Source organism: Mesorhizobium sp. (assembly GCF_017306585.1).
Classification (GTDB): Bacteria; Pseudomonadota; Alphaproteobacteria; order Rhizobiales; family Rhizobiaceae; genus Mesorhizobium.
In genome coordinates this window covers 22,088-47,919 of record NZ_JAFKIC010000106.1, presented here as the reverse complement: position 1 = coordinate 47,919, position 25,832 = coordinate 22,088, and the positions used below count along the sequence as shown (strand labels likewise).

At 60.8% G+C, this 25,832-nt stretch carries 25 protein-coding genes and 1 pseudogene; 14 read left to right on the top strand and 12 right to left on the bottom strand.

The genetic code is table 11. The features are described from left to right. Positions 1-55: 55 nt before the first annotated feature. The 3 genes from J0I79_RS03860 to J0I79_RS03850 are packed head-to-tail and all read right to left on the bottom strand — an operon-like array spanning position 56 to position 5,494. A complete protein-coding gene (locus J0I79_RS03860; protein ID WP_292855360.1) occupies positions 56-3,313 on the bottom strand; it encodes an error-prone DNA polymerase in 3,258 nt (1,085 codons plus the stop codon). Further along, positions 3,310-4,821, bottom strand: a complete 1,512-nt coding sequence (locus tag J0I79_RS03855; protein ID WP_171026490.1) for a DNA polymerase Y family protein — start codon at positions 4,819-4,821, stop codon at positions 3,310-3,312. Before J0I79_RS03855 ends, J0I79_RS03860 begins: the two co-directional genes overlap by 4 nt. After that, positions 4,742-5,494: an ImuA family protein gene (locus J0I79_RS03850; RefSeq protein WP_137934762.1), complete on the bottom strand. Its 753-nt coding sequence runs from the start codon at positions 5,492-5,494 to the stop codon at positions 4,742-4,744. Before J0I79_RS03850 ends, J0I79_RS03855 begins: the two co-directional genes overlap by 80 nt. Positions 5,495-5,787: 293 nt before the next feature. On the opposite strand from J0I79_RS03850, the gene J0I79_RS03845 reads away from it, so the two are divergent. The 10 genes from J0I79_RS03845 to J0I79_RS03805 all read left to right on the top strand — a co-directional run bounded on the left by J0I79_RS03845 (position 5,788) and on the right by J0I79_RS03805 (position 12,695). Continuing rightward, positions 5,788-6,222, top strand: coding sequence for a hypothetical protein (locus J0I79_RS03845; protein ID WP_232375839.1), 435 nt, complete (start codon positions 5,788-5,790; stop codon positions 6,220-6,222). Then, entirely contained in the window at positions 6,159-6,560 is a 402-nt protein-coding gene (locus tag J0I79_RS35100; RefSeq protein ID WP_332313068.1) for an SOS response-associated peptidase family protein, read from the top strand. Before J0I79_RS03845 ends, J0I79_RS35100 begins: the two co-directional genes overlap by 64 nt. After that, positions 6,503-6,739 carry an SOS response-associated peptidase family protein gene (locus J0I79_RS03840; protein WP_232375838.1) on the top strand — a complete coding sequence of 79 codons (237 nt, stop codon included), beginning with the start codon at positions 6,503-6,505 and terminating at the stop codon, positions 6,737-6,739. Before J0I79_RS35100 ends, J0I79_RS03840 begins: the two co-directional genes overlap by 58 nt. 239 nt (positions 6,740-6,978) lie before the next feature. Continuing rightward, on the top strand, positions 6,979-8,097 hold the full coding sequence (locus tag J0I79_RS03835) for an ABC-three component system protein (RefSeq protein WP_210240495.1): 1,119 nt from the start codon (positions 6,979-6,981) through the stop codon (positions 8,095-8,097). Next, a complete protein-coding gene (locus J0I79_RS03830; RefSeq protein WP_137934761.1) occupies positions 8,090-8,608 on the top strand; it encodes an ABC-three component system middle component 2 in 519 nt (172 codons plus the stop codon). Before J0I79_RS03835 ends, J0I79_RS03830 begins: the two co-directional genes overlap by 8 nt. Continuing rightward, entirely contained in the window at positions 8,608-10,536 is a 1,929-nt protein-coding gene (locus tag J0I79_RS03825) for a hypothetical protein (protein ID WP_137934760.1), read from the top strand. The genes J0I79_RS03830 and J0I79_RS03825 overlap by 1 nt, the downstream gene beginning before the upstream one ends. A 154-nt stretch (positions 10,537-10,690) precedes the next feature. Beyond that, entirely contained in the window at positions 10,691-11,200 is a 510-nt protein-coding gene (locus J0I79_RS03820; RefSeq protein ID WP_137934759.1) for a hypothetical protein, read from the top strand. 124 nt (positions 11,201-11,324) lie between these two features. Then, positions 11,325-11,831, top strand: a complete 507-nt coding sequence (locus J0I79_RS03815) for a hypothetical protein (protein WP_137934758.1) — start codon at positions 11,325-11,327, stop codon at positions 11,829-11,831. Between the two features lie 233 nt (positions 11,832-12,064). After that, entirely contained in the window at positions 12,065-12,376 is a 312-nt protein-coding gene (locus J0I79_RS03810) for a hypothetical protein (protein ID WP_332313042.1), read from the top strand. After that, positions 12,360-12,695 carry a DUF1810 family protein gene (locus J0I79_RS03805; RefSeq protein WP_210240496.1) on the top strand — a complete coding sequence of 112 codons (336 nt, stop codon included), beginning with the start codon at positions 12,360-12,362 and terminating at the stop codon, positions 12,693-12,695. The genes J0I79_RS03810 and J0I79_RS03805 overlap by 17 nt, the downstream gene beginning before the upstream one ends. A gap of 21 nt (positions 12,696-12,716) precedes the next feature. Here J0I79_RS03805 and J0I79_RS03800 read toward each other — a convergent pair whose 3' ends face one another. Beyond that, a complete protein-coding gene (locus J0I79_RS03800; RefSeq protein WP_137934796.1) occupies positions 12,717-12,920 on the bottom strand; it encodes a cold-shock protein in 204 nt (67 codons plus the stop codon). Positions 12,921-13,098: 178 nt separating this feature from the next. Between J0I79_RS03800 and ligD (J0I79_RS03795) the strand changes: the two genes are divergently transcribed. Then, positions 13,099-15,738: a DNA ligase D gene (ligD, locus tag J0I79_RS03795; protein ID WP_137934756.1), complete on the top strand. Its 2,640-nt coding sequence runs from the start codon at positions 13,099-13,101 to the stop codon at positions 15,736-15,738. A 33-nt stretch (positions 15,739-15,771) separates the two neighbouring features. Next, entirely contained in the window at positions 15,772-16,152 is a 381-nt protein-coding gene (locus tag J0I79_RS03790) for a DUF4112 domain-containing protein (RefSeq protein ID WP_137934755.1), read from the top strand. Here the strand turns inward: J0I79_RS03790 and ligD (J0I79_RS03785) are convergent, their stop codons facing one another. From ligD (J0I79_RS03785) to J0I79_RS03775, 3 genes are read right to left on the bottom strand one after another with little or no spacing between them, the layout of a single operon-like run. Further along, the gene (gene ligD / locus J0I79_RS03785) at positions 16,153-17,211 is read right to left on the bottom strand and encodes a non-homologous end-joining DNA ligase (RefSeq protein WP_292855359.1); all 1,059 of its coding nucleotides are present in this window, start codon (positions 17,209-17,211) and stop codon (positions 16,153-16,155) included. A 52-nt stretch (positions 17,212-17,263) separates the two neighbouring features. Then, the gene (locus J0I79_RS03780; protein ID WP_137934753.1) at positions 17,264-18,076 is read right to left on the bottom strand and encodes a Ku protein; all 813 of its coding nucleotides are present in this window, start codon (positions 18,074-18,076) and stop codon (positions 17,264-17,266) included. Positions 18,077-18,087: 11 nt separating this feature from the next. Beyond that, on the bottom strand, positions 18,088-18,990 hold the full coding sequence (locus J0I79_RS03775) for a Ku protein (RefSeq protein WP_137934795.1): 903 nt from the start codon (positions 18,988-18,990) through the stop codon (positions 18,088-18,090). A gap of 204 nt (positions 18,991-19,194) precedes the next feature. On the opposite strand from J0I79_RS03775, the gene J0I79_RS03770 reads away from it, so the two are divergent. Beyond that, positions 19,195-19,377, top strand: a complete 183-nt coding sequence (locus J0I79_RS03770; RefSeq protein WP_137934752.1) for a hypothetical protein — start codon at positions 19,195-19,197, stop codon at positions 19,375-19,377. Between the two features lie 29 nt (positions 19,378-19,406). Next, positions 19,407-20,288 (top strand): hypothetical protein, encoded by an 882-nt coding sequence (locus tag J0I79_RS03765; RefSeq protein WP_137934751.1) that lies wholly within the window; start codon positions 19,407-19,409, stop codon positions 20,286-20,288. Here the strand turns inward: J0I79_RS03765 and xth are convergent. The 5 genes and pseudogenes from xth to J0I79_RS03740 form a co-directional block, all read right to left on the bottom strand. After that, positions 20,285-21,073: an exodeoxyribonuclease III gene (xth, locus tag J0I79_RS03760; protein WP_137934750.1), complete on the bottom strand. Its 789-nt coding sequence runs from the start codon at positions 21,071-21,073 to the stop codon at positions 20,285-20,287. The two genes, J0I79_RS03765 and xth, sit on opposite strands and share 4 nt — an antisense overlap. A gap of 89 nt (positions 21,074-21,162) precedes the next feature. After that, entirely contained in the window at positions 21,163-21,381 is a 219-nt protein-coding gene (locus J0I79_RS03755; RefSeq protein ID WP_137934749.1) for a hypothetical protein, read from the bottom strand. Positions 21,382-21,796: 415 nt separating this feature from the next. Next, positions 21,797-22,387: an SOS response-associated peptidase gene (locus J0I79_RS03750; RefSeq protein ID WP_137934748.1), complete on the bottom strand. Its 591-nt coding sequence runs from the start codon at positions 22,385-22,387 to the stop codon at positions 21,797-21,799. Positions 22,388-22,486: 99 nt separating this feature from the next. Next, a pseudogene (gene dinB / locus J0I79_RS03745) lies at positions 22,487-23,575 on the bottom strand (DNA polymerase IV). A 1-nt stretch (position 23,576) separates the two neighbouring features. Next, complete coding sequence (locus tag J0I79_RS03740) at positions 23,577-25,646, bottom strand: ATP-dependent helicase (protein ID WP_137934747.1); 2,070 nt, start codon at positions 25,644-25,646, stop codon at positions 23,577-23,579. Positions 25,647-25,832 lie beyond the last annotated feature (186 nt).

Here is a 25,832-nt window from a genome sequence, read left to right as displayed (position 1 = left end):
CATGGGTGCCGCCCTAAGCCGCCAACATTGCTCGCTTCCTTGTTGTTGGCCATGGCTAGTGAAAATTCCGGGCTTTCACCTTCAGCGTATCGATATGCAAGTCTTTTACGATCATGTCGCGTGGGCGCACGGCCGGCGCCTGGCGATCGCGCGGGTCCGGCCCGCCACCATGGGCGAACTCGTCGCCGCGCCCGGCCGGTAGCCGAAATTCGGTATCGCGCTCCGACAGGCTCGACAGATCGACGGAGAGATCGAACAGCTGCTGGGCGATGAGATGCACGACCTCGCCTTCGCGCTGAATCCTGCCGTTGATCGCCATCATGGATGAGCCGAGCACGACGCGCCGGCGCCGCTCGAACAACTTTGGCCACACCACGACATTCGCGGGGCCGGTCTCGTCCTCGATGGTGATGAACATCACCCCCTTGGCGCTGCCCGGCTTTTGCCGGACCAGCACCAGGCCGGCGGTCATCAGCCATCGCCCGTCTCGCGCCGCCATCGCCTCCTGGCAGGTCACAATGCGCCGCTCGGCAAGATCTCGGCGGAGGAAGGAAAGGGGGTGCTCGCGCAGCGTCAATCCCGTGTGGCTGTAGTCCTCGATGACATTGTGGCCCTCGGTCATCTGGCGCAATTCGACATCCGGCTCCTGCTGCTCGGCAATGGTGCGCGCTTCGCGCTCGGCCGCGGCGGCAAAGAGGGGGAGGGGCTCGTCGCGCAGGGCCTTGATTGCCCAGATCGCGTCGCGCCGTTCAAGCCCAAGGGAAGGCAGAAAGGCGTCGGCCTCGGCGAGCTCCACGAGCGAAGCGGCCGGCACGCCGGAGCGACGCCACATATCGTCGACGCTGTCGAACGGCTGGTCGGCGCGCGCCGCAGTGATTTTGGCGGCATCGGCGGTCGCCAGCCCGCGCACCATGCGCATTCCAAGACGCACGGCGTGCCGCTCGCCATCCCCGACCGGCTCGAGCGTGCAGTCCCAGCGGGAGCGGTTGATGCAGACCGGACGCACCTCGACACCATGCCGGCGGCAATCGCCAACGATCTGGGCGGGAGCGTAAAAACCCATGGGCTGGGAATTCAAGAGGGCGGCGCAGAAAGCATCCGGATAGTGGCATTTGATGAAGCTGCTCGCATAGGCGATCAATGCGAATGACGCGGCGTGCGACTCGGGGAAACCATAGGATCCAAAACCTTCGAGCTGGCCGAAGGTCTTGTCGGCGAATTCCGCCGAATAGCCGTTGTCGATCATTCCGTTCACAAGCTTGTCCTTGAAACGCGAGACGCCGCCAGTGAACTTGAAGGTCGCCATGCTTTTCCGGAGCTGGTCCGCCTCTCCCCCCGAAAATCCGGCGCAGACCATTGCCACCCGCATCGCGGATTCCTGAAACAGCGGCACGCCGAGCGTCTTGCTCAGCACCGCCTCGAGCTCCGGCGTCGGATATTCCGGCTGTTCCTTGCCTTCGCGCCGCCTGAGATACGGATGGACCATATCCCCCTGGATTGGACCCGGCCGCACGATAGCCACCTGAATGACGAGATCGTAAAATGTCCTGGGTTTCATGCGGGGCAGCATCGACATCTGCGCGCGGCTCTCGATCTGGAAGGTGCCCAGCGTGTCGGCCCGACGGATCATCTCATAGGTCCGCGCGTCCTCCGGCTCGATCTTCGCCAGATCGAGATCGCGGCCCTTGTGCTCGCGGATCAGGTCGAAGGCTTTGCTCATGCAGGTCAACATGCCGAGGGCGAGCACATCGACCTTCATGATCTTGAGCGCCTCGACGTCGTCCTTGTCCCATTCGACAATCCGCCGATCCTTCATCGTCGCCGGCTCGATGGGAACGAGATCGTCGAGGCGGTCGTTGGTCAAGACGAAGCCGCCGGGATGCTGACCGAGATGGCGAGGCGCCCCCATCAGCTGTTGGGCAAGCTTCAGCGTCAGGACGAGACGCCGATCCTCCGGGTTTAGGTTGAGTTCGCGGACGTTGCGATCGCTGACTTCTTCCGACCACGACCACATGCCCGACGACAGCGCCTTGATCACGTCCTCCGGCAAGCCGAGCGCCTTGCCCACATCCCGGATGGCGCCTTTGGCGCGGTAACGGGTGACGGTCGCGCACAGGGCCGCCTTGTCATGCCCGTAGGTTTTGTAAATCCACTGGATGACCTCTTCGCGCCTGGCATGTTCAAAATCCACATCGATGTCCGGCGGCTCGTCGCGCTCGCGAGAAACAAACCGCTCGAACAGCAGGTCGTTGGTCTCGGGATCGATGGAGGTGATGCCGAGAATATAGCATACGGCGGAATTGGCGGCCGATCCGCGCCCCTGGCAAAGGATGCCTTGCGAGCGCGCGAACCGCACGATGGAGAACACCGTCAGGAAATAGGGCGCGTACTTCATCGCCTTGATCAGGTCGAGTTCGTGCCGGACGATCTGCAGCGTCTTGGGCGGCAGGCCCTCCGGATATCGGTCGGGAACGCATTGCCAGACATAATGCTCGAGCGAAGCCTGCGCGTCCTTGCCGGGAACGATAGCCTCCTCGGGATACTGATAGGTCAGCTCTTCGAGGCTGAACTTGCAACGCGCGACGATCTCCATCGTCCGCGCCAGCGCTTCCCTGTATCGGGGAAAGAGCCGTTCCATTTCCTCCGGCGGTTTCAGATAGCGGTCGGCATGGCGCTCGCGTTCGAAGCCGACATCGTCGATGGTGGTGTTGGTCCGGATGCAGCTGACGACATCCTGCAGCTGGCGGCGCTCCGGATCATGAAACAGCACGTCGTTCGTCACCACCGGGCGGACCCCGACGCGGGTGGCGAGGTTCGACAGATTGTGCAGCCGCAACTGGTCGCGCGGCCGGCGGCGCAAGGTCAGAGCCATATAGGCGCGGCCCCCGAAAATCTCCGCCATCTTGCGGAGCTGCACCGCGCAGGTCTCGTCCGCCAGATCTGGGACGAGAACGCCGATCAGCCCTTCCGCATACTGGGCGACGTCATCGAGGTGCAGGATGCAATTAGCCTTGCCGCCTCTAGATTTGCCGAGCGTCAGTAGCCGGGTCAGCCGGGAATAGGCGGCGCGATCGGTCGGATAGACGAGGATCGACATGCCGCCCTGAAGGTCGAGCCGACAGCCGACGACCAGCCGGATCTTCATCTCGCGTGACGCTTCCAGCGCCCGGACGATGCCGGCGAGCGAATTGCGGTCGACCACGCCGAGCGCCGAGATGCCGAGCGCCTTGGCCGTCTGGAATAGCTCGTGCGCCGACGATGCCCCGCGCAGAAACGAGAAATGGGTGGTCACCTGAAGCTCGGCGTAGCTCATGCGAAAATCCCATGCACGAACCAGCGATGCGAGCCGGTCGCCGGATCGACGCCGTCGCCGCTGCGGAAGATCCACAGGCGCTCGCCGGTTTCGTCCTCGACGACGAAATAGTCGCGCACCGCCTCATATTCCGCGTCGCGTGTCCACCATTCCCCGAATATACGCTCCGGGCCGTCGGCGCGCTTGACGCGCCGGCGCTTGCCCCGCCAGGTGACGGATACGGGAGGGTGGTCGGGCATGAGCGCGATCACCTCGATCAGCTCCGGCCGGGAAAGCAGGCGGACCGGCCGCGGCCAATGCTGGGTCCACGTCGCGCCGGCGGCGACCGCCGCAGGATCGATCCGCCGCACGCTGCGCTCCGGAACGTCGCTTGCCACCGGCATCACGCGATAGACCCGCTGGCCGCGATTGGCGAAGACGTCGATGAGGGGGACGACGTCCGTCATCTGGTCTTCGACCAGCGAGGACGCCCTCTGAACTTCTTCCAGCGGCTCGGTCATGACGGCGACCAGCGTCAGCCGCTCGATGCCGAAGCCGGGCTCGATCTTCTCCGTCCTATCTCGAAACAGCTTGGTGAGCCATGTGACGTCGCGCGAGGGCTTGGCCGTGCCGGCGCGAATGGCCTGTCGTGTGCCGTCGACCTTTTCGACGATGAGGTCGGTGCGGCGAACGCCGTGCCCCCGGCGCTGCAGCTTTTCGACGAGCTGCGTCACCAGGCCGGCGACATAGCGGTTGATGGTCTCGGCCGCGCCGATGGGCTCGGCGAAGGCCTTGCTGACCTCGACAATATCCGGGGTGCGGATGGGATCGATGGGCTCGGCCATGCGCCCATACATCTGATCGAGCCGACGGCCGATTTCCGGCCCGAAGCGGAGGGCGAGGGGCGCGCGCGGCGTCGCGGAAAGCTGGCCGATCGTTCGGAAGCCAAGAGTTCTGAGATCGCCGACGATTTGCTCGGGCAGGCGCAGCAGGGAAATTGGAAGACGCTCGACCGCGCGCGCCGTTTCGCCCGGCGGCACGATGACGGTTTCGCGGGCGATGACACGGGCGCAGGCATGCGCCGCGCCCCAGGTGTCGGCGATGGCGACGCGGGCCGTCAGGGATTTGCCCCGGAACCGGTTGGCGGTCGCGGTCAACATGAGCTGCTCGCCGCCCTGCAGATGGTCGGCGCCTTCGGTGTCCATCACGATCCCGTCTGGCGCATCCATCGCGACGATCGGCGAATATTGCGTCAGCGCCCAGAGCGTGATGCGTTCCAATGCAGCGGCGTCGGCCGCCGGATCGGCATCGATCAGCATAAGATCGCGAAACAGCGCCTGCGCTTTTGCCGCCGGCATCCCGACCGTCACGCCGACCTTCCGCGCGGCGGCGTCGGCCGCGGCCACCCAGCGCCGGGAACCGCTGCGCGCGATGACGGCGATGGGCTGCTCAGCCGGCAGCGAAGGATCGGCCCGCCTGATCCTGTCGGTGGGCAGGTCCGGTAGATAGATCGATACGACCCGAGGCATCACAGGCTCCAACGATAAACTCAGCGCACTCGCCCGCTTTCACGCGCATAATTTCCACAAGCCAGTTCGGCCGTCCGACGCAAGGGACCGGTAACTCCTCGGATGGAAGTACGCTCACCCGCCATCGTGTGGTCGAGGCGGTCGGCTGGCCGTAGTCCGATGCCTCCGTCGGCCGCCGCCAGCGCCGGACAACCAGCGCCATCGCCCCGGTCTTTTCGGCGGCAAGCTGCAGCCGCCGGCTCGCCACCATCGGCAGACGCACCAGCTCGGCGACGACGGCGCCGAGCCCGCCATAGGCAAGCGCCTCCTCGGCATTGGCCAGGACATCTTCCTCCTTGTCGCTCTCGACGAAATAGACGCGGTCGGGATGCAGTCCCACCTGAGCCAGCGCCGGAAAAAACAGGTCCGGCCGTGTCAGGCACCAGACAATCGGTCCCGTCGTTCGAGCCGCGATGCCGGCGGCGAACAGCGCGGCCGCCGCGCCATCGACCGCGCCGGCCCCGCCACCCGAGACCTCATGAAGCGCGCCGTAGGCAAGACCGCCGCCGGGCAGGGCGGCATCGACCTCCGCCACTTGAAACGGCAACGCACCGGCTTTGCGCGAGGCAGGGCTCTCCATCGAGGCGATGCGCTCTCTCAGCTCGGTTATCACCCTGTTTCGGGCAGCATTCATCGTTCACGGACTCCAGCGGGTTCGTGTTGGCAGGCGACATCATGTCGTACAGGTCTATTTGTTCTGTATCTGTTCCTCACGGCAAAAAGAGTCAAGCCACCCGAAAATAGGAAAATTGTCTCACATTTTTGCCCGCGCGGGATTCTTGCTTGCGAATCATTGACATGAGGTCGGAGGCGACGCGCTTGCCGACTTCAAAAAAACTTATGCGGTTCGCCGTCGCGAGGGCCGACAATTGTTCCTCGTATGTTCCCATGATAGTTTGGGGAACCAAACTGGATCGGAGGCCGAAATTGTCGCGCCTGTTTTCTATATCTCGGCCGATTGAGGAAATCGTCGAGCATTTCGGCGTCAATCTTTCCTCGGTAGCGAGCGTTCCTTCCGAGACCGTCGAGGGCACCCCTGGCCTGATCGTGCTCGAAAAGGATGGCCTGCGCCTCCTGAAATCCCCAACCTGGGGCTTTCCCCGGCAGACCAGCGAGATGCGCCATAAAGGCGAGCCGCCGGGGCGCATTGGCCTCGTTGCCGACCTCACCAATCCGCTGTGGGATCGGCTTGTCGTCGACGCCAAGTATCGATGCCTGATAGCGCTAACACACTTTGCCAATCCTGACGGGTCAAAGGGTCGAAGACGAGGACGTGGTTCTCGCTTCATCGCCAGCCGCTGGTCGCCTGGGCCGGCTTCTGCCGCAACACGCCGGAGTTCGGACCCGTCTTCGCAGGCATGACGATGAAGGCGAACGAGAAGATCAGGCCCCTGAACGATCGGATGCCGGTCCTGCTGAAGCCGGACGAATACGAGCGTTGGCTTCATGGATCGATCGAGGATGTCATTGCGTTCCAATACCGCGAGCCGCCGCCGTCCGAAAAGTTCGAGGTCCTGCGAACACGGGATCGATGGCAAAGCGGCACACCGCCGTCCAAGGCTTCACGGCGCCGGGATGACGTGCTTAAGAAAGGCAAGATGACGAGAACCTGGTTCAGTGTTCGCGAGGAACCGATCTTCGCTTGGCGGGCCTCTGGCGCGTCAGCGATGAGTGGGGGCCGGTCTATTCCGGCGTCGTGACCGATGCCAACGAGGCGGTCGCGCCGGTTCACGAGCGTATGCCGGTGCTGCTCCATCGCGACGAATACCGGCAGTGGCTTCAGGGCAGCTTTGATGACCTGCTGGCATTTCAGAAGCGGGTCTTCCCGGCCGACCGCGTCTTGGTGGAGAGGACCTCGGAACTTTGGCTAAAAAGATGAGTGCCGGTTCCGCAGATGCAGCGCCTGTTTTCTGAGGCTCGAGTGCTATATCTGTCGGCTTGTAGGTCAAACCGCGAATCCTGACATTTAGAAAGTTTGGCGTTCCTGCTCTCCTGATCGGAGATGGCTATGCCGAGCGAAACGCCATTTCGTGGGGGAGTTCGAACAGGTGGGGCTACACCTCTGGCTTGTGTCGTTGGGGCGGGCACTGTAATGAGCATACTCTCCGGAGGACTTTTTTGACAGACCAACTCAAGCCCGTTGACATTCCGACCAAGTGGCCCGGCGCGAATGCTAGGCTTCTGGGTGTCGGCGTCGGATACGGACTACCGGTGAAACCCTTAGATCGCTTGGGTTTGTTCAGCGCCGATGACTTCGAGCGGTTCGTTCTCGAATGGGCTCATGGCTACCTCAAGGAGAAGCTGCCCGGCGTGACCGATGTCCAGCAACGTGGAGGGGCGGGGGACAAAGGACGTGACATCGTCGTTTGGTTTGGTAAGCCCGGGGCTCCCGACCGATTTTGGCATCTCTACCAGTGCAAGCGCTACGCCAACAAAATCGGTAAAGGGGTCGCGTTCGAGGAGATAGGGAAGGTACTCTATTTCGCATCCATCGGAAAATACACGCTGCCGAAAGAATACTGGTTTGTGACGCGGAAGGGCGTAACCGGTGACTTGCAGGACCTAGTCGATGATCCCAAGAAGTTGAAAGATGAGCTGATCGCGAATTGGGACGAATATTGTGCAGAAGGAATCGCCAAGAAAACCAAGATCAAGCTTGAAGGCAAGTTGCTGGATTTCGTAAAGAAGGCAGACCTCTCGATTGTCAAGGTGAAGCAACCCCTGGATATACTCGAAGAGCATGCTCAGACCAATTTTCATGACATCGTGTTCGGCAAGCCATTGATCGAGCGACCGCCCGCTCCCGCACCGCCGTCGTCCATAACAGAAGAGGAGCGGACCTACGTTCAGCAGCTCTTCGAAGTGATCAGCGAAATGATCTCCGCTCCCGTGAGGGCAGAGGCAGATTTCGCGGGCCATTCAAAATCGGCCACGTTGTTCGAGCGGTCGCGCATCACGTTCTATAGCGCTGAGGGCCTAAAGCGTCTCGCCCACGATCAAATGCAGCAAGTCGAGTTTTTCCACGATCTGGTGTCGCAATTTGGCGACGGCCTCTATCATACCTATAACGGTCCCGCTTCCAGCGGACACGAACGCCTTCGTTTGACGATCAATGCCGCGCAGGCGCAGGTTGTTAGCGGTCATGTCCTCGACCCTCACCTCAAGCCATTGGATCGCGAAGGTATATGCCATCATCTTGCCAATGACGGCATCGCCAAGTGGTGCCAGAATGAGTGAGGCGGCAAAGCTTGCGCCGAGACCGCAACCGCCGCGCTTGTTCAATACGCCAGTCGAATGTGGTTTCAGGCTCCTGTTCATTCTATCGGCGTCTCGCCCGGCCTTATTCGACGTGCAAAGGCTGATAAGTTACGACTATCTGCTCGTCCACTCAGGCGACGTCGACACGTCCTACCCAAGCCTTCATCCCGCGGTGCCTAACCGCGGGGCGGAATGGGTGATCAAGCGCCAGGTCGTCGACACGGGTCTGTCGCTCATGTGCGCTCGCGAGCTGGTAATCAGAAACATGACCGATCTGGGAATCTACTATTCGGGCTCGGACCTCACGTCTGCTTTTGTAGGCCTTCTCAAAACGTCATACGCCGAAGGACTTCGCGATCGGGCAAAATGGCTCGCCGAGCGGTTCGATTCCTATACCGACGAACGCTTGCAGTCGTACATGGCCGCACAAGTTGGAGAATGGGGCGCAGAATTCGACACACTCTCAGCATTGAAGGACGTTGATCTGTAATGTCTCGTATTGCCGAGATAAGGATGACTGGGCGAGGACAGATTGACGCGGTGATCCGCTTTGATCCTGGCCCCAACGTTGTGTCCGGCGATTCCGACACCGGAAAGAGCTATCTCCTGAGACTGGTCGACTATGTCTTGGGTGCCGATCAGCTGACCAAGACGATAGACGAAGCCGCCGCATACGAGACTGTATGGCTCGAGTTCAGGAACGAAGCGGACGATGTCCTTACCTTGGAGCGGAGCCTTCAGGGTGGCGAAGTCATTGCCTACTCCCAGCCCATTGGCGACTTGATCAGCGACGACTATTTCGAACTCCCCCGATCTCCAGATGACCATATCCGGAATGGCAACAATCAGGGCGAGACCTTGGCGTCGAAACGTCAAGGGCGATCTGTTGATCCAGATGTCACCGCGAGGGTGTTTCCCTTTTTTGGTCTGCCAGAGACGGTGAAGCTGAGGAAGAATAGTGACGGCGAGATTCAACGCCTGTCAATCCGCACTTTGTTGCCGATCTTCCTCGTCGATGAAGAGGCCATTATAACCGAAAGTTCCCCGATTTTAAGGGGTGGGTTCAGTGACACCGCTGAAAAACGAATGTTTTCCTATCTCCTGACCGGAAAGGACGACGCGAGCATCGTTGCCCAAGAGAAGCGCGAGATCATATCCGCCAAGCTGAAGGCGCAGCGCGATCTCCTCGCCGACCTTCTTGCTCCCTTGCATGCCCGGTTGAAGGATCATGTGGAAGCTGAAGAGGAAGAGAGCATAGAGCGTCTCGAAGGTACCATAGCAAGATTGTCGGACACCTTGGAGCAGAACGCCACCGAACGGACGCGATTGCATTCGGAGCGCGTGGCCGTCTACCAGTCTCTTGTGAAGTCAGAGACCCAAGTCGTCGCCCTCGACGCGATGCTCACCCGCTACCGTTTGTTAGACGACAGGTACTCATCAGACCTTCAGCGCCTCGATTTCATTGCCGAGGGTTCCTATTACCTGGACGGCTTGCAGACTAGCGCATGTCCTCTCTGCGGACAGGCGCTCGAAGGCGCTGAACACGATCACCCGGATCAGCCGGGACCTAAGTTCAGTTCCGATGAGGTTTACGCTTCGGCGTCGGCCGAAGCGGCTAAAATACGCGGCTTGCAGGCCGATCTCAAGAACGCCATATCGGACTTACAAAAACGGCGTGACGGTTGGCACAAAGGTGCTCGCGAGGACGCGGACCGGCTAAGGGAGATCGACAGGCTCCAGGACGTCGTTTTGGCTCCAGCACGACAACAAACCAAGGCCTCGCTTGACCAGTTGGTCAAGCGGCGGCTTGAACTACAGTCGACCCGTGCCGACCGGACTGAAGCGGCCCGGCTAGAGGGGCTGAAGGCAGAGCTTGAACGGGCCATCGAGGAACCGCCGAAAAAACTGAAATGGGCTCCTCTCGACCCGATGGCGACGACGGAACTCTGCAAGGAGATCGAAGCTGTCCTGAGAGATTGGTCTTGGAAGGACGATGTCAGGGTAGAGTTCGAGGAAAGCCAGTACGACATCAAGGTCAATGGCAAGTTCCGCCGCGCACATGGGAAGGGATTCCGCGCTGTGCTCCACGCTGCCCTTTCGGTCGCGTTGTTGAGGTATTGTCACAGCCGCGGGAGGCCTCATCCGGGGTTTCTCGTCCTTGACTCTCCTTTGACGACCGTGAAACAGCGTGGTGGGCAATCTGTCGTTGAAGCGGAAAGTGACCGCATTGAGCCAACAATCGAGCCGAAATTCTGGGAGAGCCTAGCGGCTCTCAATCCTTCTATGCAGATAATAGTCCTCGACAACAAGGAGCCGCCTCTGGAGTTTGCCAAAGCGGTAAACCTCCAAATCTTCGCAGGTCCGGGTGCTAACCCTGGCGAGCGGAAGGGTTTCATTCCTGCTCAGGTCAGGAGCTAAAGCCCATCTTTTTAGGTAAAAGATAGGTATGTAATGGTGTTTCTGCGGTTTATTGTTTAGAAATTCCAAGAACGGATCTCCAATCCATTTTCTAGACCCTCTATACCCCATCAATGACATTCCCAATGACGAGATCGCCCTTCTCGGTGAGATGATGGCCTGGACAGCTTACATCGAGGTCGATCTCTTCACTCTGTATATTCTTGGAAAACCTGGAAGCGAGGTGAAGCGCCGGAAAGAATTTTACAAGCAGACGGCCGGTCTAAAGCAACGGGTCCGCCTTGTCCGCGAGACGCTCCATGCCAAATTGCATGCGGAACTCGCCGGCCCTTTCAATGCGCTCATGACGGAGGTTGAGATCCTCGCAGACGTGCGCAATACCTGGGCACACAATCCAATTATCCGCTTTGGCCCAGAGCGTACCCTCGTGCGCTGGGAAATCGGTTCAGGCGAGTTCGCCGGTCGACTTGTTCGAGTTGACGCGAAGGTCTTGCGTCCGCTCATGCCTCGCGTCGAGCAACTTCACCTTAACCTTCGCAATCTGGCTGCACTTGTAAACAGCCCAACTGGAGAGCAATTCGCGATCACCTTCGGGGAGCGCGATGCTCGAATGGATGCGCAGCTTAAACGATTACTAGCGGCATCCCGGCCCAAAGACCCATGAACGAAATCGCAATTTTGAAGAACTTCTATTGTTGTGCCTTTAAATCACTCTCGATGAGATGGAGCTACCTTTGTCATTGCCTCCCATTCCTAAGAGGCTAGCTGCCCGCATCCGGGCTGCGCAAATGAAAGTCCAGGAGGCGAGAGGTTGGATCGACGCGACGGAGTTCAACGCCCTGCAATATGAAGCGCGTTGGAACGAGTTTGCGCGCGACCCTGCGGCATTCGCTCAAAAATATTATCCGGGCCACGGCGTGGATTCGTATCCAGTGCAAACGAACATGGCTCGCATCCGGGAGAGGCTAGAGAAACTGCCAGCGCAGCGGGACCGAAATTATCGTGATCTCGAAGAGGCCGATGCCCAACTATCGAAGGTCGAGGCCGACGTTCTGAAAGAGGTAGGCCACATGCGAGCGTCTCCTGGTCGCACCCCATGGCCAGCACCTCTAGAGCAATACAAAACGTTCCATACCAGAGCGATGGCGCAGGCTTATCACCAGCGCGACACTGCCGATGCGCAGCGTGAGGGGTATCTTGCCCGAGTCCAGAAAGACTACGATGAAGAGATCGCCGCAAGCGAAATCGAGCGTCAAGCCGAGCTTGACGAACTGGCCGAAGACATGAAGTCTTAGACGCCAGCACAACGAGCGAAATTCAAAGAAATCGTGGGGCGATCGCAGAAGGACTCCGAAACCGGACGTTGACGCCGAGTCATATCGGCGATTTCATAAAGGAGGAGCTCAAGCGGTAGTTTAAATTTTTAAGGATCGATGAGGTGCACGTATAACGGAACGAATTGTCTCATGGTTGTAGCGAAAGTCCTAAGTTCTGCTGTAAATAATCAAGACGTGACGGAGGGGCAAATATGGGGATGAGTGCACATGAGCGCGCCGCTTTCGAGCGACTGCTGAAGATCGGTCGCGGCGACACCGGCCAATCTCGCAAGGTGGCCAACTTCATCCTGGCATGGTGGAACGCAGACACTCATGGCGGGTTCGACCTCACGGAGCTATTCGGCGTGGACGAGGTAATCGCCGCCGATATGGCGACCGTCTTTGTTTGCCTGTCCCGCAACCCCGTCACATTCTACCCGGAAGAATGTCGATCGCAAATCGAGCAGATTATCAAGGGCAGGCGTCCAGAGGCATGGGCGCGCGCCAATTCCCCCGAAGCATGAGGACGCGGGCGCGCTGCGGCGGTCTCCGACTGCGAACTTCTATGGAATTTCCTCTATCGCGGAGGCCTGCTACTATCTCCGGCATCCCGTGCTGGCCAACAGATTGGCGCGAGCGGTCGATGCGGTGCTCGGGGTAGCCGGCCGTTCCGCCCATGAGATTTTCGGCTCGCCTGATGACCTAAAATTCCGCTCGTCGATGACGCCGTTCAGCAAAGCTGCCGGCGAGGAGGGCGAGAGGTTTCGTCTGGCCCTCGAGCGCTTCTTTGCCGGCGAGCCAGATCCCGTTACCCCTGAATTGCTCGGCGGGGGCATCGACTAGCCGCCGCCCTTGCCGCGTCGATCAGAGCGCGCGAACGTTTTCCGCTTTCGACTTGCCGGTCTTGCGGTCCTGGCCGAGGTCATAACTGACCTTCGAACCGTCGCGCAGGGGCCCGCCGGCGATCACGCCGGAGACATGGACAAAGACATCCTGTCCGCCGTCGTCGGGCGTGATGAACCCGAAACCCTTGTCCTGATTGAAAAACTTGACCGTACCAATCGCCATGAAGATCCTCGTAAGCTGAGCGGCGTTTCGCCGACCGCGAGCATATTCGCCACGCGAGATACTCGCAACCTGACATGCGCGGCGCGGCGGGAACAAGAATCCTTCGCGGGGGGTTTTCGTCTCGACGTGGCCTGACCTTCTGTCGGGATCGGCAATGCGAAATCGAACGAGGTCGATGATGGTGGCTGACAAGCTCTCAACCTACAAGAAGAAGCGGGATTTCAGGCAGACGCAGGAACCGAGCGGATCGACCGAGGTCAAACCGTCGAACCGGCTACGTTTCATCATCCAGAAGCACGATGCCACCCGGCTCCATTACGATCTCCGCCTCGAACTCGACGGCGTGTTCAAATCCTGGGCGGTAACCAAGGGGCCGTCGCTCGATCCGAGCGACAAGCGGCTCGCGGTCGAGGTCGAGGACCACCCGCTCGACTATGGTGATTTCGAAGGCACGATCCCGAAGGGCCAATATGGTGGCGGCACGGTCATGCTCTGGGATCGGGGCTACTGGGAGCCGGAGGGCGGCAAGTCGCCGGAAGAGGCGATGAAGAAGGGCGACTTCAAGTTCGTGCTGCACGGCAAGCGGCTGCACGGAAGCTTCGTGCTCGTTCGGATGCGTCACGACCGCGACGGTGGCAAGCGCACCAATTGGCTGCTGATCAAGCACCATGACGACCATTCGGTGGGAGAGAACGGCGCGGCAATCCTCGATGAGAACATGACCTCCGTCGCATCCGGGCGCACGATGGATCAGATCGCCGCCGGCAAGGGCCGCAAGCCGAAGCCGTTCATCATGGCGAGCGGCGATGTCGAGGCAGATGCCGTCTGGGATAGCAAGCACGGCCTCGCCGCTGATGAGCGGAAGAAGAAGACCCTCAAAGATGTTGCGACTTCCACGGCCGCCGACCTGCCCGACTTCATCCCGCCGCAGCTTTGCGAGACGCTGGACCGCCCGCCCGCCGGCGACAGCTGGCTGCACGAGATCAAGTTCGACGGCTATCGCATCCAGATGCGGGTCTCCGACGGGAAGGTGACGCTGAAGACCCGCAAGGGCCTGGACTGGACCGCCAGATATCCCGAGATCGCCGAGGTTGCCACGTCGCTTCCCGACTGCATCATCGATGGCGAGATCTGTGCCCTCGACGACAATGGTGCCCCTGACTTCGCCGCGCTACAGGCGGCATTGTCGGAGAAGAACACAGGTAACCTCGTTTATTTCGCCTTTGACCTGCTGTTCGACGGCGGCGAGGATTTACGGGAAAAACCGCTGACCGAGCGGAAATCGCGGCTGCGAGATCTTCTCGGAGATGCCACCGACGACCCGCATCTGCGCTTCGTGGAGCATTTCGAAACCGGGGGCGATGCGGTGCTGCGGTCCGCGTGCAAGCTCTCGCTGGAGGGCATCGTCTCCAAGCAGGCGGACGCGCCCTACCGATCCGGCCGCACCGACACCTGGGCGAAATCAAAATGCCGGGCGGGCCACGAGGTCGTGATCGGCGGCTACGCCAAGACAAACGGCAAATTCCGCTCGCTGCTGGTCGGCGTTAACCGCGGGAACCATTTCGTCTATGTCGGCCGGGTGGGAACGGGCTATGGCGCCAAGACCGTCGGGACGCTGCTGCCCATGCTGAAAGCCGTGGAGACGGACACATCTCCCTTCACCGGGATCGGTGCGCCAAAGAAGGAAAAAGAAGTCGTCTGGCTGAAACCCGAACTCGTCGCCGAGATCGAGTTCGCCGGCTGGACTGCGGACGGCCTTGTGCGCCAGGCAGCCTTCAAGGGCCTGCGGGAAGATAAACCGGCGGCGGAGGTCGAGGCCGAGAAACCTTCTTCGCCTATCAAGGCCGAGACACCAGACCCGGCGGCCGTCGCAAAGGAAAAGCCCAGCCGCCGCAAGGGCGCAAAAGCCGAGGTCATGGGCGTGCTCATCTCCAATCCCGACAAGCCGCTCTGGCCGGACGCCGGCGATGGCGAGCCGGTCACCAAGGAAGATCTCGCCCGTTATCACGAGGCCGTCGGTTCCTGGCTCATCGACCATGTGAAGGGCCGGCCATGTTCGATCATTCGCGCGCCCGACGGGATCGGCGGCGAGCAGTTCTTCCAGCGGCACGCCATGCCCGGCACGTCGAACCTGCTGGAACTGGTCAAGGTCTTCGGCGACAAGAAGCCGTATTTGCAGGTCGATCGCGTCGAAGGGCTGGTCGCCATCGCCCAGATCGGCGGCATCGAACTGCATCCCTGGAACTGCGAGCCCGGCCAGCCGGAGGTGCCGGGCCGCCTCGTCTTCGATCTGGATCCCGGTCCTGACGTGGATTTCTCCACGGTCGTCGCTGCCGCGCGCGAGATGCGCGACCGGCTGGACAATCTCGGTCTCATCAGCTTCTGCAAGACCACCGGCGGCAAGGGGCTCCATGTCGTCACACCGCTCGCCATCAACAAACGCAAGCCGCTGTCCTGGGCGGAGGCCAAGGGTTTTGCGCATGACGTCTGCCAGGAGATGGCCCGCGACAATCCGGACCTATATCTGATCAAGATGACCAAGAGCCTGCGCGGTGGGCGGATCTTCCTCGACTACCTGCGCAACGATCGCATGGCGACCGCCGTGGCGCCGCTTTCACCGCGCGCGCGGCCGGGCGCCACCGTCTCGATGCCGCTCACTTGGACGCAGGTCAAATCCGACCTCGATCCGAAGCGCTTCACGATCCGCACGGTCCCGGCGCTTCTGAAGAAAACGGCAGCCTGGGAGGATTATTGCGATGGACAGCGTCCGTTGGATCAAGCCATCAAGCGGCTCGGCAAGCAAAAGGCCGCTGCATGAGCGCGGGACAGGGCAGGGGGATCGCGATCCGGCATGAAGCATGACATCCCGATCGATCACTTGATGCGTCTTCGCCGGATACGGGGCTTGGCCAGGTTGATGGATACCGCCTTGAGAATTCCGGGCACGGGCGTCTCGCTTGGCGCCGACTCCGTTCTTGGCCTGATCCCCGGCATCGGCGACTTCGGCGCTGCCGCTGTCAGCCTCTTCATCGTCAACGAGGCACGCCGTCTCGGCGTGCCGAAGGAGACGCTCTTCAGGATGCTGGTCAATGTGGGCTTCGATACGGTTGCCGGAAGCGTGCCGGTGCTCGGCGACGTCTTCGACGTCTACTTCAAATCCAATCGGCGCAATCTGCAACTGGTGCTCGATCACTTCGGACTCGATCACGCCGATCTGGATCGGCAGCGATGATCAGCGGCGGCCGCCCGCCGCGGCCCTATCGAACACCGCGGCATTGTCCTGGATTTCGCGCAGCCCCTTGTAGGAGGCGTGGCGTAGATTGCCGTCGTCGGTCCAGCCTCTAAACTCGATCTCGGCGATGAGCGTCGGCCGGGCGAAGACGTAGTTCTTTCCCTTCAGAGGCACGACCGGCTTTTTGGTCTTGAGCTTGTCGAGCGTCTTGCGCAGATATTCGGCGTCGGCGGTCTTGAAGCCCGTCCCGACCGAGCCGACCGACACCCAGCCGTCGCCCTTGCGAGCCGCCAGCAACAGGCTCCCGATGCCGCCGCGTGCCGCTTCCGACTGCTCGTAGCCGACGATCATGAAGCTCTCGCTCTGGATGCACTTGATCTTGATCCAGTCGCCGGTGCGGCCGGACCGATAAGGACGATCGCGATGCTTGGCGATGATGCCCTCAAGACCCATTCTGCAGGCGTTTGCCAGAAGCTCCGTTCCGCCGCCATGAGCTTCCTCCGAGAGCTGCACCGCGCCAACCGTTCCGTCGAGGAAGTCTTCGAGCAGATGCCGGCGGACGGCGAGCTCGGTCCTGGCCAGATCGTGGCCGTCGAAATAGAGGAGGTCGAAGGCGAAGAACACTGCTTCGGTCGAGGCGCGCTTTCCGCCGCGCCCACCAAGCGAGCGCTGCAGCGCTCCGAAATCCGAATGACCCGCCTTGTTGAGGACAACGGCTTCGCCATCGAGGATGGCGGTCCCCACGCCAAGTTTCCTGGCGTCCGCGGCGATCACGGGAAAGCGGTGGGTCCAGTCATGGCCGCCGCGTGTGATGATCCGCACGCCCTTCGGCTCGATATGAATGGCCAGGCGATAGCCGTCCCATTTGAGTTCGTACAGCCAGTCAGGGCCTTCCGGCGGCGTCGACCGGAGCAGGGCGAGGCATGGCTCAACGCGGTCGGGCATCGGATCGAACGGCAGGCTCGGCTGCTCGGGGTGGCGCTTGCGCACCGGACGCGACTGCAGCGTCTCGCGGGACTCGTCGTAAAGGGGGATGGCGGATTGGCGCTTTCGTTTCATCGGTGTCCATCACATGCGGAGAGTCCGAACATAGGTGCCTTGCGCGAAGAATTCAGGATGCACGCTTGCCTTTCTCGCCTGCGGCGAGACTCTTGCGCAGCGCATCCATGATGTCGATGACATTCCCGCCCGACGGGCGGTCGTCGCCCTTGGCCTTGCCCTTTCGCGATGGTCTCAGCGCCTTCTTCTTTTTGGCGATGATATCGAGCAGGGCGTCCTGCACCGGGTCGGATACCATGTCGGGCGACCATTCCTTCGTGTGCTGCTTGATGAACTTCTGCACCAACGGAATAAGCTCGGGGTCGGCCTTATCGTCGATATCCTCGAAATAGGATTCCTCCGGCCGAACCTCGTCGCCGAAACGCAGCGTCCAGAGCACGATGCCCTCGCCGCGCGGTTCGAGCACGACGGCGCGCTCGCGCCGGCCAATCACCAGCTTGGAGACGCCGAACACCTTGTCGGCCGCCATCGCGTCGCGAATGACGGCGAACGCCTCATGACCGACCGGATCCTCCGGCACCAGATAATGCGGCTTTTCCAGATAAATCCATTCGATGCTGTCGCGTGGCACGAATTTCTCGATGTCGATGGTCTTGACCGTATCAAGGGCGACGGCGTCGAGATCGTCGTCGGTGAGGAGCACGTAGTCGTTCTCGCCGCGGGCATAACCCTTCACCTCGTCGTCGTATTTGACGGGCTTCCTGGTGACGGCATCGACATATTGTGAGGCGACACGGTTGCCGGTCGCCTTGTTCAAGGTGTGGAAGCGGACCTTCTCGCTCTCCGACGTCGCCGGCGACATGGACACAGGGCAGGTGACGAGAGAGAGCTTCAGATAGCCTTTCCAATAAGGGCGCGGTGCCATGAGTTCTCTCCTCAACCAGCTTTACGCTGCGCGGCGGCCGGGCTGCGCGCCTTCGAGGCCGCCGACCGGGCTGCCGGCTTGCGACCGGTGCCCTTGTTGGCATTGGCGGCGGCGCGCTTCGGCTTGTCGTCGCCGGCCTTGAGCATCTTCGCGCTCTCGCGCAACGCGGCCAGCAGGTCGTCGGGTTTCGAGACCTTGACCTCCTTGCGCTTCGGCAACGCCTTGCCTTCGATCTTCGCTTTCACCAGCTCGGCAACTGCCGCTTCGTAACGATCGTCGAATTCGGCCGGATCGAAGGTCCCTTTCTTCGTCGCGATGATATGCTTCGCAAGATCCAGCATCTCGCCCTTGATCTTCAGTTTTGGCATCTCTTCGAACGCCTTATCCGACGAGCGAACCTCGTAGTCGTATTGCATGGTCGTGGCGATCATCCCCTTGCCATGCGCACGGATCAGCACCGTCCGTATTCGGCGGAACAGGACAGTGCGCCCCACCGCAGCGACTTTGGATTTCTCCATAGCGTCGCGCAGCGCAGTGAAGGCATCGGAGGAGACCCGATCGGTCGGCACGAGATAATACGGCTTGTCGAAATAGACGTCGTCGACGCCGGCGCAGGGAATGAAGGCTTCGACCGTCAGCGTCTTGTTGCTTTCCGGGATCGTCGCAGCGACCTCCTCGGGATCGATCATGATGTATTGGCCATTCTCGATCTCGAAGCCCTTGGTCTGGTCCTCGCGGTCGACTTCCTTGCCGGTATCGCTGTCGATAAAGATGCGGTTGACGCGGTTGCCGGTCTTTTTGTTGATCGTGTGGAAGGAGATGCGCTCGGAGGTGCTCGCCGCCGTGTATAGACCGACGCCACAGCTCACCTCGCCGAATTTGATGAAGCCTTTCCACTGAGCACGCTGGGCCATCTCGAAACTCCCGACTCGACGCAACCAACGCGAGTCAAGCGAATCACTTGCGAATTTGTTCCGATTCAAAAATGAATCGGAAATCAATGACTTAGGGGCGGCGCGCCTCCCTCATTGCGAGTCTGCAATATGTCCTTGATTCGCTGCATCTTTCTTGCCGTTCCGTGCGTTCTTCCCGGACCACCACCGGAAAGGAATATTGTAATGACGAAGCGTGAGACCATCGATACCGGAACCGACAGGCGCTATGTCCGTCGTGACGAGAAGGGCCAGTTCAAGGAAAGCGTCAATGTCGGACGATCCCTGTCCGCCGACCGCCGCCACAAGGCGAAAACCGAGGCCAAGCCCGGTGAAGGCGACCGGGGCGATCGGCATACAAAGCACTGAGTGCCTGCTATCCTGAGCACGGTGACGCCATGGACGAGGAACGCGAGATCGGCCATAAGGCCGAAGAGGACGGCGAGCATGCCGCCGTCGCGTTCCCGTTCGACCGGATGACGGTGCAGCGGTTTCGCGAGACGTTCCCGCGGGCTCGCTGGAGTGACCGGCGAAAGGCGTGGATCCTCCCTGGCAAGACGGCCCGCCGACGCATCGATCGCTGGATGGCGAGAGAGCAATCCCGCCTCGACCCCTATGCCGAAGCGAAGGGGAGGGACGCCTATGCCTTCGAACCAATCCTCAGCCCCTATCTCAGCGTCGACAGGGACGGGTTTCGCGTTAGGACGCCCTATTCGCGCAAACTCGTCGAGGAAATCCGGCAAGTTCCCTTCGCCCGGTGGGACGGCGCCGAAAAGGCCTGGCGCGTGCCCTTTTCTTCCTATGACGATCTTGTCGATCACTGGCAGGCCATTGAAGCGGAGGCGCAGCGCTGCGAGCCAGAGGAAAGGCGCAAGCGCGCCGAAGCGCGCAAGGGCACCGATGAAGAAAGAATAGCCCGCCGTCGCACAGCCGAGCGAAAGCGGAGACGCATCCCGCTTCCGGCCGAGGATCTGCCGCCACTGGATCGTCCGGTCGCGACCGCGCTCTATGGTATCATCGTCGTGGACGACGTCACCGGTGAGCTCGTCGACCCAGGTGAGATCAGCGATCTCTATCCGGACTTTCACGGTGATCGCGTCTGGGGAGCCTGGCGCGTTCCCTCGCTCGAAGAGCTTATCCACACGTGGGCGTCAAAGGTCGAGCCGACGGAAAGGGAGCGTCAACGAGGTTGGTGGCTCCCCACCATCGAGGAACTGCGTGAGGCAAGGCGGACAGCACGGTCACGCGAGAGACGGATGGTTTCTCAGCCGCCCGCCTAATCCGCATCCGCCGGCAGATCGATCTCGATCATGACGGGGGCGTGATCGCTGGTGTGCTCCCAGCTTCGCGGCGTGCGTCGGACACTGGCCGACCTCAGCCACGGTGCGATGGTCGGGCTGAGCAGGAAATGATCGATCCGCAGCCCTGCATCGCGCTCGAAGGAATGTCTCCAATATTTCCAGAATGTGTAGATGCGCTCATCGGGATGGAGATGACGGATCGCATCCATCCACCCTTGCGCGACGAGATCGCCATAGGCCTCGCGAACCTCCGGGCGAAACAATGCGTCATCGCGCCAGCGCTCCGGTGCATAAACGTCGAGATCGGTCGGCATCACATTGTAGTCGCCGACCAGCAGGGCCGGAATATCGAGGTCGATTAGCTCGGCGGCATAGGCATGCAGGCGCTCGAACCAGCGCAGCTTGTAGTCGAACTTCGGGCCGGGCGCGGGATTGCCGTTCGGGAGATAGAGGCAGCCGACAAGGATCCCGTTGATGGCTGCTTCGATATAGCGGCTGTGCGTATCGTCGGGATCGCCCGGGAGTTCGCGGCGTGTCAAAACCGGAAGCGTGCCCTTGGCAAGTATCGCTACGCCGTTCGAGCTTTTCTGGCCGTGCGATATGCCCTCGTAACCGAGGTTCTGCAGCTCGCGCCGCGGAAAAGTCTCGTCCGTTGCCTTGAGTTCCTGAAGGCAGACCACATCCGGCGCGTCCTCCTTCAGCCATCGAAGCAGCACCGGTAGCCGGCCAATCACGCCGTTGACATTGTAGGTGGCAATCTTCACGCAGTCTCCTTACGACGATCGATGATCGTTCCGGGAAACAGGTGGTGGAAATTAAAAGGTCCGCTCGCGGCGATCGCCGAGACGAGCCCTCAGGGATCGCGACGACCGTAGTGCTCACGGGCGATGGATTCGAGGAGCGGTCGATCAAGGCCCGGTCGATAGGTCCCGCCTGGATAGGCGTCGAGCAGATATCGCGCAAACGCCCTTCTCGCCTCGGGATCTCGGCTGAACCATGGTTGCGAAGTGATCTCCTCGTAAACGTCCTTCATTGTCGAAAGCTCGTCGGGTGCAAAGATACCGTTGCTCATTTTCTTACCCCCCAAATCACAGTTCGTCTGGGAACAAGCGGCCGTGCGACGGGTTTGCAGCCACGTTTACAGTTGAGCACGCCGGGGACCGCGACGGATGATTTCATGCCGCCCGCCTCGGCGCTCTCTCGTGCCGAACGACCACCGGGATATGATATCGTGAAATACGAAGATGGCATGCAGATTCTGTACGACGTCCTCAGCAAGGGCGTGTTCATCCAGTTGCGCGGCAAATCAGGGTTCCTCAAAGCCCCTTTCCAAACCAGCGGGAGGCGATACGCGCTGCGGAGGACTACTGCCGAGAGCTCGGGATGGGGCGATTCCCGCCCGCAATAGGGGCCCGAGAGAAGATGGGAAGCGCCCGGCGTATGTTGCCGTCTCAGGCTGAACGGCCTTGTTTTCCGATCGGACCGATCTACCCCACCTGCTCCACCGATAAGGAGCCTTTCGGAAGCGGTTTGATCAACGCCTTTGCGGAAACCGAACTATCGAGCCAATCGGCCCAACTCTCCTGTTCGAGAATGACGATCTGACGGTCATGGTAGGGAGCGATATCCGGCCCCGGTTCCATCGTCAGCATGGTGAACGCCTCGCCGACGTCCTCGGTCTCGCGCCAGATGCCGGCAATGGCAAAGATGGGCTCGCCGGTCTTGCGGAACAGCCACTTGTCCTTCCGCTTCTTCTTCGGGTCGGCCGGCGCGGTGAACTCGTAGAAGCCATCGGCGACGATGAGGCAGCGGTTGGAGGCGAACTCGCGGCCCTCAGAGCGAAAGTTATAGACCGGTTTTCTCGTCGGGCTCGGCCAGCTCCACCGGCGCTGAACCAGTTCCCCGGCTCCGCGCTCGCCTTCGATAGTCCGGACAATCGGCGCAGTATCGGTGATCTTGATATCCTCGCGCGCCTCGATATTGGGACGCCCCTCGGGAAAGCGGATCTTGATCTTGCGATGCTCGAACTCCTCGATGACCGAGGCCAGTTCGACCATTAGCCGGTAATCGTTGCACATGGCTCCTCCGAATGATCAGCATCTACAGCACCTCGCGGCGCGCTGCATTTGCAATGTAAGGCGCTGCGTCCGGATTTCGACTGCAGACTGGAGGCGCGGCTAGATCTGCAACTCCAATTGGTCCGCCGCGGTTTCCTCGTCATCCATGAAAGACGATAGCGTGATGCCGAGCAGGCGTATGCCTTTTGGCGTAGGGAACAACGGCTCAAGGAGCGATTGCGCGATTGCTTCGAGATCATCAAGCCGGCCGATCGACGTCGACGTCGTCCTGCTGCGGGTGATAATCTGGAAGTCGGCATATTTGACTTTCAGCGTCACGGTCCGCCCATGGAGGCCCTTGGCACCGCAATGACGCCAGACCTTGGCGGCAAGCGGTGGGATTTCGGCGCGGGCGGCGGCGAGATCGACAATGTCGACAATGAAGGTGTCCTCGGCGCCAACGGACTTGCGCGGCCGATCCGGTTGCACGGCCCGGTTATCGATGCCGCGGGAGATATTGTAGTACCAAGCACCCGACTTACCGAAATGCTCCTGTAGCCAGGAAAGCGATTTTGCCTTGAGATCCGCACCGGTCAGGATGCCAAGCCGCTCCATCTTGGCGGCTGTCGCCGGCCCGACGCCGTGGAATTTCTTGACCGCGAGCGCTTCAACAAACCCCGGACCATTCTTCGGTAAAATTACTGCTTGGCCATTGGGCTTGTTGAGGTCCGAGGCCATTTTCGCCAAGAATTTGCAATAGGAGATGCCGGCGGATGCGTTGAGGCCAGTGACCTCCTTGATGCGCGCCCGGATGATTGTCGCGATCTCGGTGGCGATTGGAATTCCCTGCTTGTTTTCGGTCACGTCCAGATAGGCTTCGTCCAAGGAGAGCGGTTCAATCAAGTCTGTGTGTTCGGCAAAGATCTCGCGAATTTAAGCGGAGACCGCGCGATAGGTGTCGAAGCGCGGCGGCACAAAAATCAGGTCCGGGCAGCGCCTTTTCGCCGTTACCGATGGCAGGGCCGATCGAACGCCGAAGGCGCGCGCCTCGTAGCTCGCCGCGGCAACGACGCCGCGCGCTGCTGAGCCACCGACGGCGACTGGCATTCCGCGAAGCTCTGGATTGTCGCGCTGTTCGACCGACGCATAGAAGGCATCCATATCGACATGGATGATCTTCCTTATCGGGTTGTCGCCGTCCGCGCTCATGTCATTTCCACATCGATCGCATGCGCGCGGTGACATCGATGCGGATCTGCTTGGCGCTGCGCTCGCTGGCGGCCGCCGAGACCTTTGGCCAACTCGTCCCCTCGAAGAACTGCAGGAGCGTGGCCGGGATGAAGCGCGTCCGCGACGCATAGACATGACGGTCGCCTTGGGCGTTCTGTCCGTGCGTGAAGAACCGTTGCGGCGTGAGAAGGGTGAGTTTGTCGCGCGCCCGCGTCATCCCGACATAGAGCAGCCGGCGCTCCTCCTCGAGTTCCGCGGTCGTGCCTGTGCCGAGATCCGAGGGAATGCAGCCGTCGACGACGTTAAGCATGTAAACGGCGCGCCATTCCTGCCCCTTTGCGGAATGGATTGTCGAGAGGATCAGATAGTCCTCGTCGAGCAGGGGCACGCCGGCCTGGCCACTGGTGGCATCCGGCGGGTCAAGCGTCAGTTCGGTGAGGAAGCGTTCGCGGTTGGGATATCCACCGGCGATCTGCTCGAGCTGGATGAGGTCGGCCTTGCGGGTATCGGCATCCTCGTGAATGCGATCGAGATGCGGTTCGTACCAGAGACGTGCGAGGCCGATTTCTCCAGGCCATCCGCCCTCGACTTTGCGGAGGGCTGTGAGCAAGGTGACAAAGGCGGGCCAATCCTCACCCGTCTTGGGCGGCGGCGGGATCTCCGCAAGCGATTGGAGTGGTTCGGGATCGGCCGCGATCGTGTCGAGGATCTTGCCGGCCGTCTGCGGACCAATGCCCGGCAGCATCTGCAGGAGGCGGAAGCCGGCGACGCGGTCTCGCGGGTTCTGCGCAAAGCGCAACGTTGCCAGGAGGTCTTTCACATGCGCGCTGTCGAGGAACTTCAGGCCGCCGAACTTCACGAACGGGATATTCTGACGCGTGAGCTCCACCTCCAGCGCACCGCTATGGCTCGATGTCCGGAAGAGCACCGCCTGCTGCTTTAAGGTCATGCCGACTTCGCGGTTCGCCAGCACCTGCTCGACAATGTAGTTGGCCTGGTCGGTCTCGTCCTTGACGGTGACGAGCATCGGCTTTTGTTCGGATTTCCGATCCGTCCAGAGGTTCTTCGTGAAACGCTCGCGGGCAAGATCGATCACGCCGTTGGCCGCCGCGAGGATCGGCTGCGTTGAGCGATAATTGCGATCGAGCGTGATCACGTCGGCCGGTTTTGGTGAGAACTTCTTCGGGAAATCGAGGATATTGCGCACCGTCGCCGCTCGAAACGAATAGATCGACTGGGCATCGTCGCCGACGACTGTCAGGCCGCGGCCGCCGGGCTTGAGACCCATCAAAATTGACGCCTGCAGGCGGTTGGTGTCCTGGTATTCGTCGACAAGGACGTGATCGAACCGGCCGCCGATGTCGTCGGCAAGCTCGGGGTCGGACATGACCTGCGCCCAGTAGAGCAGCAGGTCGTCGTAATCGAGCACGTTCTGCGCCTGTTTCGCCTCGACATAGCCGGCGAAAAGTTGCTTCACCTGCTCCTCCCAGCCCATCACATAGGGATAGGACGATTTCAGAACCTCGTTGATCGAGCTTTCCGAATTGACTACGCGCGAATAGATAGCAAGGCATGTGCCCTTGGTTGGAAACCGGGTTTCCATCTTCGAGAAGCCAAGCTCGTGGCGGACGAGGTTCATAAGGTCCGCGCTGTCCTCACGGTCATGAATCGTGAAGTCGACGTTGAGGCCGATCTGCTCAGCATACATCCGCAAGAGCCGCGCACCGATGCCGTGGAAGGTGCCGGCCCAGGCCATGGCGTCCGCCATGACGGCCGAATTGTCGCCGAGCACTTGCCGGCAGATCCGCTGCACGCGGCGCCCCATCTCCGCCGCCGCGCGTCGCGAAAAGGTCATCAGGAGGATGCGACGCGGATCGGCGCCATTGACGATCAGATGTGCGACGCGGTGGGCCAGCGTATTGGTTTTGCCGCTCCCGGCGCCGGCGATGATGAGCAGTGGCCCGCCAACTGAACCGTCGGCCAGGCCTATGCCATGCTCGATCGCCTCGCGCTGGCGATCATTTAGTTTTTCCAGATATGTCGCTGCCATCTGTCTATAGCTCGAAAAAAGAGGATACATCCCAAGATCGAAGCGCAAAGGATGACCGGAACATATAATGAACGTAGCAGCGTCACGGGCGAAAGAAAACCCTGGAGAGTGACCTCGCCTGCCCGCCATTGAGCGGTAGGTTCCATAATAGAACTTATGCGATATATTATAACATAACGAATCGTG